The organism is Clostridioides sp. ZZV15-6383 (assembly GCF_020657735.1).
Taxonomy (GTDB): Bacteria; Bacillota; Clostridia; order Peptostreptococcales; family Peptostreptococcaceae; genus Clostridioides; species Clostridioides difficile_D.
In genome coordinates, this window is the sequence record NZ_JAGWCV010000005.1 from 97,298 (window position 1) to 112,482 (window position 15,185).

At 28.4% G+C, this 15,185-nt stretch carries 10 protein-coding genes; 8 read left to right on the forward strand and 2 right to left on the reverse strand.

Going from position 1 to position 15,185, the window contains the following annotated elements:
- Positions 1–155 precede the first annotated feature (155 nt).
- The 7 genes from KGF42_RS03865 to KGF42_RS03895 all read left to right on the forward strand — a co-directional run bounded on the left by KGF42_RS03865 (position 156) and on the right by KGF42_RS03895 (position 12,583).
- On the forward strand, positions 156–689 hold the full coding sequence (locus KGF42_RS03865) for a type III toxin-antitoxin system ToxN/AbiQ family toxin (protein ID WP_227825789.1): 534 nt from the start codon (positions 156–158) through the stop codon (positions 687–689).
- Positions 690–1,071: 382 nt separating this feature from the next.
- A complete protein-coding gene (locus KGF42_RS03870; RefSeq protein WP_227825790.1) occupies positions 1,072–2,154 on the forward strand; it encodes a WG repeat-containing protein in 1,083 nt (360 codons plus the stop codon).
- Positions 2,155–2,211: 57 nt separating this feature from the next.
- Positions 2,212–3,435, forward strand: coding sequence for a hypothetical protein (locus KGF42_RS03875; protein ID WP_227825791.1), 1,224 nt, complete (start codon positions 2,212–2,214; stop codon positions 3,433–3,435).
- Between the two features lie 611 nt (positions 3,436–4,046).
- Positions 4,047–4,184 (forward strand): hypothetical protein, encoded by a 138-nt coding sequence (locus KGF42_RS03880; protein ID WP_227825792.1) that lies wholly within the window; start codon positions 4,047–4,049, stop codon positions 4,182–4,184.
- Positions 4,185–4,449: 265 nt separating this feature from the next.
- Positions 4,450–10,923 carry a hypothetical protein gene (locus KGF42_RS03885; RefSeq protein WP_227825793.1) on the forward strand — a complete coding sequence of 2,158 codons (6,474 nt, stop codon included), beginning with the start codon at positions 4,450–4,452 and terminating at the stop codon, positions 10,921–10,923.
- A gap of 143 nt (positions 10,924–11,066) precedes the next feature.
- Positions 11,067–11,462, forward strand: coding sequence for a hypothetical protein (locus tag KGF42_RS03890; protein WP_227825794.1), 396 nt, complete (start codon positions 11,067–11,069; stop codon positions 11,460–11,462).
- A 92-nt stretch (positions 11,463–11,554) separates the two neighbouring features.
- Positions 11,555–12,583, forward strand: a complete 1,029-nt coding sequence (locus KGF42_RS03895) for a type II TA system antitoxin MqsA family protein (protein WP_227825795.1) — start codon at positions 11,555–11,557, stop codon at positions 12,581–12,583.
- 730 nt (positions 12,584–13,313) lie between these two features.
- Here KGF42_RS03895 and KGF42_RS03900 read toward each other — a convergent pair.
- On the reverse strand, positions 13,314–13,475 hold the full coding sequence (locus KGF42_RS03900) for a hypothetical protein (RefSeq protein WP_018112694.1): 162 nt from the start codon (positions 13,473–13,475) through the stop codon (positions 13,314–13,316).
- A 258-nt stretch (positions 13,476–13,733) separates the two neighbouring features.
- Between KGF42_RS03900 and KGF42_RS03905 the strand changes: the two genes are divergently transcribed.
- Positions 13,734–13,889: a hypothetical protein gene (locus tag KGF42_RS03905; RefSeq protein WP_227821730.1), complete on the forward strand. Its 156-nt coding sequence runs from the start codon at positions 13,734–13,736 to the stop codon at positions 13,887–13,889.
- A 267-nt stretch (positions 13,890–14,156) separates the two neighbouring features.
- Here the strand turns inward: KGF42_RS03905 and KGF42_RS03910 are convergent, their stop codons facing one another.
- A complete protein-coding gene (locus KGF42_RS03910; RefSeq protein ID WP_311315297.1) occupies positions 14,157–15,083 on the reverse strand; it encodes an IS3 family transposase in 927 nt (308 codons plus the stop codon).
- Between the last annotated feature and the right edge of the window lie 102 nt (positions 15,084–15,185).

Genomic DNA, 15,185 nt, shown 5'->3' on the forward strand with positions numbered 1-15,185 from the left:
GTGTCTCACCACTTTAAGCGTGAATTTTAATGTAGGGTGTTTAGCCACCTTAAGAGCTTGTTTAATGTTGAGTGTCTCACCACTTTAAGCGTGAATTTTAATGGATAATAGATAAGGTTAATTCCTTATCTTTTCTTATGTTATGGAGGATTACAATGGATGGGTTAAAGTTTTATACTGTAGATAAAGACTATTTGGAGTTTCTAAGGAAAGCTGAGATAAATAAAAGAGGTTTTACTAAAATTCCAAATTATGAATACAATAAAAATGATAAATTTGTATGTGGAGTAGTATTTAATATTGATAAATTTAACTACTATGCACCTATATCTTCATATAAAATAAAACAAAAGGAAAATATATTAATTAAAGATAAAAAAGGAGATGTTAAATCTTCTATAAGATTTAATTATATGTTTCCAGTTCCTAGACATTGTTTAAAATATAAGGATATATCTAAGGAAGACGATGTTGGATATAGAACTTTATTAAATATAGAATATCAATTTTGTTTAAAAAATATAGAAAAAATATTAAATTTAGCAAAAAGAACATATACTAAAGTTACAAAAAAGCTTAGTCCTCAACTTGTTAGTAATAGCTGTGACTTTAAATTATTAGAAGAAAAATACGAAGAGTACGAAGTGTTACAAGAAGTGGCACTTACAAGTTTAGCAACAAATGAATAGAAATTTAGAAAGTCTACTTTAAGTAGGCTTTTTATAAAAGTATATTATACTTTAAGTCCTCCAATTGCTAAATGGTTAAAAAATGCAGACAGATTAAATAATTTGGTAAGAAATATACTTGATAAAATTGTAAGCAAATTAAATAAATAAAGAAGATATTAAGACAATCAATTAAGGTTGTCTTTTTTTATGCTTAAAAAAGGAGTTGGTTAAATGACAGAAGAATTTAAGATTAAGACCAGTATAGAACTTGATGATAAAAAAGCTAGGAAACAATTAGCATCACTGAAGACATCTGCAAAAGAAAATAATGTCGAATTGTAATAATTTTCCTAATGGTATATTCTTGATATAATTAATATATCAGAATGGGGGAGATATTATGTTTAAGAAGATATTATTGATTTTAATGATTGGTATATTAGGATTTGGAGTTGTTGGATGTAGTGATAGTAAAGAAGATACAAATGAAGATATTTATTACTCAGAAAAAAGACATGATAATCCAAATGAAAACGCCTTTAAGGATGGAATAGCAAGAGTTAAACTAAATGGGAAGTATGGATATATAGATAAAAAAGGTAATACTGTAATAGAACCAGAATTTGATTATCTTGGATATTTTTTCGATGGATTAGCTGTTTGTCAATTTGGTACTGGAGATAATGAAAAATATGGATATATAAATGAAAAGGGAGATATAGTTATTAATCCACAATATGATTTTGCATTAGATTTTAGTGAAGGATTAGCTGTAATTGAATTAGATGGAAAAGATAAGTATATAGATACAAAAGGTGATGTTGTAATAGATATTAAAAATGTGCAAAGTTTTTCATTTAGCGATGGATTAGCTAGAGTTCGAGTAAATAATAAATATGGTTTTATAAATAAAGAAGGTAAATTTGTGATAGAACCTAAATATGAGTCAGCAGAAAATTTTTATGAAGGTTTAGCTGCTGTGCGAGTGAATGATAAATATGGTTGTATTGATAAGGAAGGAAATTTTGTAATAAAACCTAAGTACGAATCTTTAATGAGTTTTTATAGCAATCTAGCTATTGCATATAAAGACGATTCATATTTAACTATAGATAAAGACGAGAATATCATTTCAAAAGAGGCATTACAAAGACCATACACTAAATCAGAAAATTTATTTGTATTTCATGATAAAAGTGATAAATATGGTGCAATAAATAGAGAAGGAAAAGTAATTATTAAGCCTCAATTTCAATACTTGTATAACTTCAGTGAAGATTTAGCTGTGGTTAGCATTGGCGATAAATATGGATATATAGATAAAAAGGGTAAGGTAGTTATTAAACCTCAATTTGAAAGTGCATGTGCATTTAAAGAAGGATTAGCATTTGTATGTATAAGTGGTAAGTGGGGAGTTATAAACAAAAATGGTGAAATAGTTATTAAACCTAAATATGAAGATATAGTTAGAATATATAGTTAAATTATTAAGGCAGTCAATTGACTGCCTTTTTTTATGTAAAAAAAGGAGTGTGATTTAATGTCAGAGTTTAAGATTAGAACCAGTATAGAGTTAGATGATTCTAAAGCTAAAAAACAAATGGCAACTTTGCAAGAATCAACCAAAGGAAAACCTATTAAATTAGATGTACAGATGAATACTTCATCTTTAAATAATTTAAAACAATTAGAAGCAGTATTAACTAAAATTAATGCTTTAAGTGCAAAAACTCAAAATAGTTTATTTGGAGGAAAGTCATTTAACAACTCTGGTATGAGTAAAGCTTCTAGTCAATTTGCTAAATTACAAAGAGACGCTACAAATTTACAAAGTAAATTAGCTTCATTAGGAAAATCTGGATATGTAGACACATCTAAATTAAAAGCTTTATCAAGTGATTTAAAGAAAATACAAAATTTAAATTTTAAAAATATGAATAGTAGTGGAATGAACGCTGCTATATCAGGAATGGAATCATTAAAAAATAAATATAAAGAATTAGAATCAGCTACTAAACAATCTAAATTCAATGCTAAATTTGATATAAATACATCGAAAGCACAAGCTGATTTAGATAGGTTAAGACAGAAGGCATTAGAACTAGGTCAATCAACTTCTGGGATTGATAAGCTTGAAGCTAAATTAAAAGAACTTTCTAATTTACCAATGGATAAAAAAGCTAATGAATTAGCTAGAATAAAATCCCAAATAAGTGGTATGAAATCTAGTTTCTCAGGTTTGAATTCTAGTCTAAATACTACAAATAGATTTTTTCAAAATTTATATTCTAGTATGAGTACCTTTACACTTGGAAATATGATTGGTATGGGTATGATGAGCTTTGCTAGAAATATAAAGACAACAATTGTGGAGTTAGATAGTAGTTTCAGAGATTTGATGAAAGTTGCTCCAGATAATTTTCGAGGAACAACGGACGATTTAAATTCACTTAGAGATTCAGCAATTGAAGCCGGGGTAAGTGTTGCTCGTTCAAGTACAGACATAATACAGGGAACTGCTAAGGCACTTCAAACTGGTATAAAAGATATGAATGATGCGATGGAATATGCTACAAAATCAGCACAATTTGCGAATGTTTCAGATTTATCGTCAGAAGATGCAAATACATATTTGACATCAATAATGTCCGCATACGGTGGGGTGGCCAATAGTTTAAAACCTCTTCGTGCTGAATTACAAGGTGCAGGAAAAGATTATAATAATCTAACAAAGTTCTCAGACCTTGCCAATTATGCTGGTTAACAAAATAGCCCATTTATATAGTGATATATAATTGAACTCAGAATATCAGGGAAAGTCCTTAGAGCTTTAATTACCAAGCATTAGAGAAATCAAAATGTGGCATTGCTAATCACAATGGTATGGTAACAAAATTAAAGATTGGATAATCCTGAGACATAGTCCTAAGTTCTTATGAATATGGAAAGGTCGCAACGACTATCAATGAGTATCTTATTAAAGATAATGGTATAGTCTATTCCCACAATAAATATCGAGAAATCGAGGGTATAAAAGAATAATTTTGCAATAACAACTGGCGATTAACTTTAGTTGCACTATATAGTAATATATAGTTAAAAACTCCTTTAACTGCGGGAAAGTCTTTAGAGCTTAAGTTACTAAACTAAGATAGAAATATACTTAGTGGCAATGGGTAATTCCAAAGGTAGAGTAAAAATACTTAAGATTAGATAATCCGCAACCAAGCATCTTAACAGATGAAGGTTCAACGACTAATTGTAGATTCAAGTGAATCGAAATGGGGAGCATCCTTATAGGATGAAGATATAGTCTCGTCTTTATAGAAATATAAAGAAGTTCATAAGAGAACTGGTTAGGATTAACGAACCTAATTGAAGGTATCGGTAGGTGAAGCATTACAAAGAAGTGCAAGTGTATTAGCTGGATTTGGAACTTCAATGGAAGATTCAATTGCATTAGTGGTTGGAATGCAAGAAAGTACTCAAAATGCTAAACTTTTGGCGTGTTAGATAGAAATATCTAATATTATGAGGGGGCAAAATCGGTGAAGGCTGAGATGTTACCACCGAGGTAAATTAAAGGGCTAAAAAACTTTAATCACCGTAACGCATAGGAAATGAACCTGTACTATTTTTATGTTTCAAATAGTATAGAATATAATTTTCCCACGAGTGTCCTCCACCTTAACATTAAGTTGAAGGTGAAAATGTATGCTGAACTTACATTAATAAGAAATGTAAGAACTACAAGATAAAAAGCTTGTAGGATAACAATTTGGAAAAAACAGGTACAGCTTTAAAAAGTATTGCAGTGAATCTAGCAGGAGTAAAGGCTTCGGCCAAGGAAGGAACATTGGAGGCTAATAAAACAAATAAAGCCTTCAAACAACTAGCAAATATAGATATTTGGAATAAACAGACTGGTGAAATAAAAGGAACAATGGATGTTCTAGGGGAATTAAATACAAAATGGAAAGACCTTAATGATGACCAAAGAAATGGTATCGCTGAGGCCGCAGCTGGAAAATATCACATAAATAGTTTTGTAGCCCTAATGAACAATTGGAAAAGTGTTATAGCTTATCAAGAACAGTATAAACAGGGGTTAATGGTAGGTTCAAGTGACAAGGAAAATAAAAGATTTGTAGATAGTGCAGAAGGAAAGATGATACAACTATCTGAAGGATTAAAAAAAATAGTAACAACAACAATATCTACTGACATGTTTAAAGGGGTATTAGATGTTGCTATTTCTTTTGTAAATGTTTTAGATAAGATTGTTAGTGGTTTTGAAAAGATAGGTATGAGTATTCCTTTAGCTGTAGGTTCAATTGGTGGACTATTTGCAACGATTAAAGGATTAGGCACAACAGGAGCAATACCTAATTACTTTGCCAACACTATGAATAAATTAATACCAGTAGATACTAAAGATACTGAAAAAGCTATAAAATCATACGTTAATTCTCAAGCCAAATTAAATAATTATCAGAAACAAGGTTTATTGCCAATTGTTAATTATAATAAAGAATTGGGAAAAATGTCAAATAGTTACAACAAACTTTCCACTAATACTGAAAGAGTAATATCTTCAAATAATAAAATGAATCAATCTTCAGTAAAAGGGGTTAAGGCTAGTAAAGAAACTGCTAATGCTATGAAAGAAAATGCACGTTCTCTTTACATGATAAATTCAGCTTCCAAAGATGTTAATAAACTTAATAATGATACTAAAAGAAATTTACCAGTTGTCAATTATAATAAAGAAACAGGAAAAATGGTAAATGACTACAATAAATTATATATTAGTGGTCAAAAAGTTGCTTCAGTAAATAATAAAGTAAATGAATCTTCAATGAAGGGAATTAAGGCTAGTAAAGAAACTGCCAATTCAATGAAACAAAGTGCCGAAGCTATGAAACAAAATGCTGATGCAAGAAAAGAAAGTATCCGTTCACTTTATGCGGTTAATTCGGCGTCTAAAAAAACAGGTGAAAGTGCTAATTCAGCTTCAAAAGGTGTAAATGAACTTAATGATGGAATGAAAAGAAGTATGGTTGGTAGTTTACTTGCAAATACAGGTGTAACTTTATTAAATGGTGCATTTTTAGGACTTGCAACAGCAGGTATATCTACTGCTGTAAAGATGATAGATGAATACGTCCGTAGAAATGAAATAGCTAAGGAACAAGCAGAAGAAAGAATTCAAGTTGCTCAAGATGAAATAAATGGATATAAAAGTCAAAAAGATGGTTTGAAAAGTATTCAAAAAGAATATGACACATTGTATAATAAATCGAATAAGACTCCAGAAGAATTGGAAAGGTATAAAGCATTAACAAAAGAAATAGCAGAATTGATGCCTGAACTGGTTGTAGGAACTGATAGTGATGGAAACGCTATTTTAAATATGCGTGGAGATGTTAGTGACTTAATTTCTGATTTAGATGAAGCTATAGCTAGAAAAGAAGCTCTAATGGCTGGTGATAAAGAAGAGGCTGGTAAAATTGCATTAGACGAATTAAATGAGAAGGATACTGGAAAAGTTAGAAAACAAGGAGTCAATGGATTCTTTGACCAAGTGGTTAATTATAAAGATGCAAAAGAGAAACTTGCAGGTATTCAAAATGAAACGAATTCAAAAATTGTAGAGACTGAATCAAAAATGAATAAAGCTCTCTTAATGGCTCAAACTGAAGATGATGGGCAGAGAAAAAAAGCGTTAGCAGAATATCAAAAATACTATGAAGAAAGACAAAAAATAGTTGATAGTGGAGAAAGTGAATATCAAAGTAAGCTTAATGAAATTCAGAAAATATCAAATGAAGCAGGAGTAGGAATATTTGCTGGTATAAAATCTGATATTTCATTTTCAGACTTCACTTCAAAAATTCAAAGTGAAATACTATCTCTCCAAGGTTCATTAGATTTTTCAGATTTAACAAGTGAAGAGTTTACAAAAGCACAAAATGCAATAATGGCATTAGGCTCATCTGGAATTGATTTATCAAATTTTAAAAAATCATTAGATGAAACAAATAAAGCTTTTCAAAGTGGTCAAATTAGTGTTGGAGATTATAATAAAAAGATAGATGAATTAGCAAAATTAGCATCTGATGGTACTGGTTATGATGTTGACTTTTGGAAAGATATGCTTGATGGAATAACACAGGGGTCATATGAAGCTTCAAGAGGAGTAGAATCTTTTTTAAAATCTTTTAATAAAACAGATAACGATTTAAGAAATGGCGATTCTATGGCTAAAACACTTAAACGTCAATTTGAGGCTGTCAATAATACTTTAGAAGACATGATGAGTCCAAATCTAACAAAGGATATGGTTGAAAAGTATTCTCAAAATAAAGACCTTCCAAAAGAAATCAGTAAGATGTTAAATGAATTTTCTATAGGTGGAATTACTGGTGATGAACAAGCTTTTGCAATAAAAGTAATGTATGCTTTTCAACAAGGAGACACTAAAGAAGCAAGAAAAGCATTGGAAGAGATAAATAAGGAATTAGAAGATGAAGGTTTAGGTAAAATAGATATAGATGCTTTATTTAATGATAAAGAAGCTGTTGAAGAAATAGGGGCTTTTGAAGCTAGATTAAATGAGTTTAAAGATAAAGATATTGCTATTAAAATAAAAGATAATACTAATATAAAATCCGTTAAAGAGTTAGATATTCTTGATGAGCAATTAAACAAATTTAAAGATAAGGATACTAAATTAAATTTTATAGCTGATTGTGGTCAAGCATTTGAAGGTGTTAATTCTTTAGATGAAGCTATAAAAAATATTCCACTTAAAAATCTTGTAAAATATGATATAGATGTTAGTAATGATAAAAAACTTCAACAAATGAAAAATGACTATGAGTCCTTACCTAAAAATGCAAAATATATAATTGATACTAAAGTCATCGGTCAAGAACACGTAGGTAAAGTCAAAGATATGATAGAAAAACTTCCTACAAATAGAGAAATGACTCTCAAATTTATGGAAGAAAATAAAGATGTAATTGAAGATGCGAAAGACTATCAAGCTATTCTTGATAATCTGGCTAAAAATCCTGATATAGCATTGAAATATGGAATAAAAATAGAAGGTATAGAAGAATTTGAAAAGGTAAAAGGATTATTTGATAGGATAACAGATAAAACCTTACAGAAAAAATTTGCAAACTTTGCTATAAAATATCCAGATAATATTGATGTTATGAATTCTTTATTCAATCAAGCTCCATCTGGAAAAAAAGAATTTACTCTAAGTTTTATGATGGAAAATGCAGATAAACTTCAAATGGTGCAAGAATTATTTGATAAGGCTCCAGACGAGCAAAAGGAAGCTGTTATTAATTTTATTGTAAATAATTTAGATAAACTAAAAGAAGCAGGTAGCTTACAAGAATTAATAAATAGTTTACCTCCAGAAACAAAGAAACAACTTGGAATAGAAGTTGAAGGAGGAGAAAATGCAGAGAAAACTGTTAATACAGTTCAAAATGCAGATGGAACTAATGCTGAACTTTTAGTAAATGCAAAAGTTAATGGTGAATCACAAGTAGTTGAATGTATAGAGACATTAGATAAGAATGGAAATAAAACATACACTCCTAATTTAAATCCTCAAGTTAATAATAGTGAAAAAGTTGTTCAGTGCATGAGAATATTAGATGAATATGGAAATGAATCTTATATTCCAATTGTAAGTCCTCAGGTTACCAATGAAGAAGGACTTAACAGTACTAAACAAAAAATGGATGAGTTAGATAATAAAACTGTAACTCCAACTGTACAAATAAAGACAGAAGGGGAAACTGAGGTTGAGAAATTAAATGCTTTAGACTTAGACAAAGATGTAAAAATAAATATAATAAAATCACTAACTAATGGAGATATTAATTCATTAATTGCTGAAATAGAAAAATTACCACCTGAAAAACAAGTTGAAGTGATAGCAGCAGTTGAAGGAGCTATAAATGATATAGATAGTGTTGATAAAAAAACACTAAAAGATAAATGGGCTAAACTTAAGGCCAATAATTCTGCTGCATTAGCGACAATCCGTCAAACTGAGAATAAAAAACTAAGTGATAAGAGCTTTACAATAACAGCACATCTTCGTACAGTAGGAACTCTAGGCGGTATAGCTTCTCAATTTGCAAATAATGTACTAGATGGATTAAAAAGTAATAGAAAAAGTGCTAAAACGTTATTAGAGTCATCTCAACCAATTCCAGCTAATCTATCCCAACCTAGAACATCAGAACCAGCACCAATAAGTGACGAAACTCCTGTAACAAAGCCATCTCTATTCTCAAGAGCAGTATCAAGAGCCACATCTCCAATCAAAACTCTTACAGAAAAATTCTCTCGTATAACTAAAACTCCCAAGATAGCATTAGATACAAAATCTATTGATGCAGCAGTCAAATATAGCATTGATTTGCTAAAAGAATTAGAAAATGCAATATCCAAAGTTACAGACAAAATATCTCTTTTAGATAAGAAAATGAAATATGCAAGTGGAAAAGATAAACTTAAATATCTTGAAGAACAAAATGCTGCACAAAAAGAAGAATTAGAATTACTTAACCAAAAAGATAAAGCTCTTAACACTCAAAAGAATCATCTTCAAGATAGACTTAAAAAAGAGTATAAGTACACTTTTACAGATGATGAAAATCTAACTAATTATGAAGAGAAGTTAATTGCATTAGAAAAAGAATTAGAGAAGTTAGATAAGCAATCACAGAGTGATAAAGGTAGCAAAAAGAGCGAAGAACGTAAGAAAAAGATAGAAGAAGAGAAAAAAGTTGTTGAGGAATATTTAAAGATTGCTTTTACTGAGATACCGAAAGTTGCAGATGCTCAACAAGAGGTAACAAATTCTCTTATAGAATCAACTCGAGCAGCAGAAGAATTTAAAAAAGAATTAAAAGAGATTGGACGAGAAGCTGATTTAACCTCAGCACAAAAACATGTTACTGAAATACAAAATGAAATAGATTTAATAGACATTCTTATGAAAAATGCTGAAGGCGATGAAAAGTTAGACTTAATTGAAAAGAAAAAAGAATTATTAGCTAAACAAGCTAAAGAAATTAAAGATGTTATTAAAGTCTATGAAGATACTGCAAAAGAGTTAAGAGAAGGGTTATCAAAAGAAGGGTTTGAATTTTCTGCTGATGGTAAAGATATAAAGAATTATGGGCAACAATTAGAGTTTCTAAAAAATAACAAAGATGCAGATAAATATAAAGAAATAGAAGAAAATGCTAAAAAATATTTAGATTTACTTCTTAAAGATTTACCTGATGCTAATAATCAAATTAAGCAAAATAAAGAAGAAATAGAAAATTTAAATAAAGAGATTCAAGATGCTTATAAAGACCAGCTTAAAGAAGCTCAAAGTCTACAAGAAAAAATTAGAGACATGTATAAAAAAGAGCTTGAAGAGAGACTTAAAGAAATAGATAAGGAAACTAAAGCTAAAATTGATTCTCTTAAAAAGCAACAAGATGCTTACAATGACTCTAGAAAAGAAGCCAAATATCAAGATGATTATGAAGAACAACAAGATGTAATAAGTGATTTAGAGAAACAAATAGCAATAGCTGAAAGAGATACATCTCTAAGTGGTCAGAAGAAGCTTAAAGATTTACAAAAACAATTAAAGGAAGAACAGAAGAAATTACAGGATTTAGTACAAGACCATGTAGACGACCAAGTTAATGATATGTATGACAAGGAATCTGACAGACTACAAGAAGAAGCAGATAAGTTAAAAGAAGAATTAGAGAAAAAATATTCAGATGAAAATTTAGTTGATTTAATTAATCAGGCAATTAGCTCTGGTAAATTTGTAGGTCTTGATGGAGAGGTTAAGAAACTTCAAGATGCTATCATTGAATATATAAATAAATATGAATCTGGTATGTTGGCAATGGGTTCTGTCACTAAACAAGAATGGCTTGATAAGTTAAAAGAAGGTAAAGATACATTAGAAGATATTAATGATATATTAGATGAATTAGATTTAAGTAAATTTGCTATGCCTAATTACACACTACCTTCAAATTCTCGTTCAAGAAGTGCATCTCCAACATCATCAGTCAACTTTAACTCACCGTTCTTTGTTGTTCAAGGAAATGTAACTAAAGATACAATGAAAGATTTAGAGAAGTTTGGTAGAGATTTAGAGAATAGAGTATATAGAAAAATAGTAGAAAACATTAAATCATAATTTAATGATACATTTTTTAAAACAAATAATATTAATGATACGTTTTTGTGTTATTATACTTGATTTAAAGATAAAAATGTGTTATTATATAAGTACAAAAGATAAAAATGTATCTTTATTATGTTAGAGAGGGGTGTATTCTCTTGGAATCATCTGAAACACTTGAAAAAATTGAATCCATTTTAGATAGATTCAAGACTTGCTTAGAAAGTAATTGCTTTCTTATATCTCTTGGGAAAAACAGGGAAGTTAATAAAGATTTCTTAAGGAAATATAATCTAGATAAAAATAAACAAATAGAAATGTTAAATTGTTTAACAAAAGAAGATTTTTCAAAATCTGAGGAGCATAGAAATCATAAGGGTAGAATACTATACTTTTTTGGGAGGAACTATGAACTAACTAATTTAAATGGTACAAGAGAAGATGTAGAAGTATATATAAAGTTTTATATTGCAGAAGACCAAGAATCTAATGAAGATTTTACAATAATAATATCTTTTCATCCTGCAAGATATTCAATTATACACAAAATGTAACTTAATTAACTAAGGATAAAAGGGATACATAAAAAATGTATCCCTAGGTGAAAATTAATAGGGAAAATTTATTTTATAAGGAGAGATACATTATGGAGGATAAAATTATAGATAATAGTACAAAGAATTCAAATAAATCATTTTGTGAGTTTTGTTTATGTAAAGTAAATTATACTGTTAAGACAAAAGAAGTTATTGAGGAGGCTAGAGGAAGAGAAGTAAAATATTTAGAAAAAGAAGCATTCTGTGACAAGTGTGGAAATAGTATCTATGTACATGACATAAATGATGAAAACTTAAAATCATTATATACTAAAATTAGAGAAATGGATGATATTATAACTATCAAAGAAATTGAATCTATATTAGAAAAATATAATATAGGAAAAAGACCTCTATCATCATTACTAGGATGGGGAGATGTTACTATAACAAGATATTTAAAAGGTGATGTTCCTACAAAACCATACTCTGATAAATTGAGATTAATACTTGATAATCCAAATGAAATGAAAAAGATACTCGAAGAAAATAAAAATAATATAAAGGATATTGCTTATAAAAAATGTAGAGATGCTATTTTAGAAATAGAAGAAAAAAATACATTTTGGGAAACAGATAGAATAAGTATTATTGCTGAATATATAGTATCAAAATGTGAAGAGATAACACCTCTAGCTTTACAAAAACTATTATACTATTCACAAGCATTTACTAAATTATTTACTAATAATTACTTATTTGATGATGATTGTGAAGCATGGGTTCACGGGCCGGTATACAGAAATGTATATGAGAAATATAGAGATTTTGGAAGAAATCAAATAGAGTATGAGAACAATATAATTTCATTAGATAATGATATGGAAGAAAAGATTGTTGATGCTGTGATTAAATACTTTGGATGCTATAGTGGAAAAATGTTAGAAAGAATGACACATGAGGAAAAACCTTGGGTCATTAATAGACAAGGATTAGGAAAATATGAATCTTCTAGTAATGTTATAGAAAAAGAAGTTATTGATGAATACTTTAATAATATAAAATCTAAGTATAGTATAATAAATATATCTGATATAAATGACTATAGTTCTGATTTATTTAAAAAGATTCAAAGTTAATAGTGGATATAGTATAAATATCAATGAAAAAAGATTCTATAATTAGAATGCTTTTTATTTCTCTGTATTGTCAACTATGACAATATTGACTATTGTGACCATATTAGAGTATAATAGTAATATAATAAAGGCATAAAAAAAGAGACTACAAACTATTTGCACTAGGGTGTCTCTTCATAAATAAGCACTGCAAATTAATTGGAAGAAGAATCACCTGAACTGCCATTCGGGTGATTCTTAATTTTTTGCAACGTTTTCTTAAACTCATCTATTTCTTTAAGGAGTCTATTCAAATTCTGAACCAACTTAATCAAACTGATTATTATAGTTGTAAGAAATGTTATTATCGTTAGCAAACAAATTAAATATTTCATAATATCATATCACCTCCCATCTTGATTTGACATGGGAAGGCTTATGTACATGAAGATTCACCCTAATAGTCTTTTATGTAGTCTCTAAAAATATTATACCATAATTTACTAATATGTTAAATTTAATATTATATTGTCTACAATTGTAAAAGAGTATTGTGTTCTAAGAAGTTATTGTATTAATAGTATGACCTTTTTATTTTTCAATGAGAATAATGACAACATTGACAGTTGTGACAATATTGAAGTATAATAATATAAATGATATAAATTTATATTATAAAGACATAAAAAAGAGACTACAAACTATTTGCTGTAGGGTGTAGTTCTTAAAGTTAACAATAAAAAGAATAGATTTATGTATTACTTTCAGAATCACTAGACCCGCCAGTCTGGTGATTCTTTAGTTTTCTAATAGATGCTTTCAAGTTTAAGATTGCATCTATTAGCTTTGTCAAATGATTTATTATTCTTGTAATCATAATTATCATTATTAAAAACAAAACTAAGTACTCCATAGTCTCACCCCCTTTCTTACTGGGGATTTTAACTAAAGAGCCATCACCCTAATAGTCTAAACTGTAGTCTCTAAAAATATTATACCATAATTTTCCAATATGTTAAATTTAATATTATATTGACGACAGGAGTAGAATAAAGATATAATACAGATAACAGAAAATTTAAAAATTTTACATAAGAATTACTACTTATCTATGCCACCTTAAACAAGTGGCTCTTTTCTATTCTGGTATATATTTAAGGAGGTGTTACAAATGATAAATAATATAGAAGATTGTAAGCTTCTTATTGAGACAGAAATAAGAATGAAAGATATAGATGAAAAAGAACTAATATCTCAAAGGGAGATTCTGAAAGACCTAAATATTAATGAAAAAGACCTTGAAGATATTGAAGTGAATTTTGAATAATGAAATGATTTATAATATACCTATTTTAAATATGTATTAGTTGATATCAGTAATCGTCTTTATCTAGTGATTTTTTATTTATTAACTGTAAACGAATCTGTTTTACAAAAAACGTATCTGTGGTATAATAAAAGTAAGGAATTTAATCTACTTAATACAAAGAGTGATTGTTTCCTTAAAGTTAATTAAAAATTAATTTATCTTTTGAAACCACTCTTATTGTGAACTGAGACCTTTATATCGGACAGTTAAAAAACCACGGAGTGATTATGAAACCATAAGATGATTCTTGTAATGTACAGGAGTCATCTTTTTTAATCCCCATTGTTTTCTTTTATTATTATAATACTCTATGTAATTTGATACAAGATTTTTTACCTCATCAAAGGTTCTACACATTCTATAATTAACTTCATCTTTTAAATGACCAAAAAATGACTCCATTGGAGCATTGTCCAAACAATTTCCTTTTCTTGACATAGACTGTATTAAATTAGCTTTTTTACATGCACATATGAATTCTGGATATGTATAATGAATTCCTTGGTCAGAATGAATTATACAACCTTCCAAATCATTTTTTGAATACTTATCACTTATATCTTTAATTGGTCGTAGACCTAAATCCATAGATAAATTTTGAGAGATATGATAAGAAAGTATTTCTCTTGTTGCAACATCTTTTACTGCACCTAAATACGCTATATTTCCATTTGAATAGTGTAAATAGGTAATATCTGTAAGCAAAACTTTTAAAGGTTTGCTTTGTGTAAAGTTTCTTTTTAAAATATTTTTCATTACTCTATGCTCTTTAGTTGCAGTGGCAATATTTTTATATGGATTCCTTCTTCTAACCTTTGTCATTAATTTATATTTTTTCATTATTCTTTTTATTTTCTTATGATTCATTATTATGTTATCAGTTTCAAGAGCCATCTTTATTACTCTCCATCCAGCCTTTTTATGTTTTGATTCAAAGACATTTTTTATTAAAGTATAGTCATTAAAATCCTTATCTAAACCATTATATCGCTTTAACCAATGATAGTAGCCAGAACGGCTTACATTAGCTATTTTACAAAGTTCTTTTATTGTTACTTTAGGTAAAGAATTATCCTCTTTGTTTAATTTTATGCATTGTTCAAAGGTATTTTTTATTACAATATATTTATCATTTCCATAAACTTTATTTATTTTATCACTGTCCTTTCCAGAGCATCTATCTTTTTTAAAAAATTATTTTCCATTTCAAGATATTTGATTCTCGCTTTTGCTCGTTTTAACTCATCTTTTATA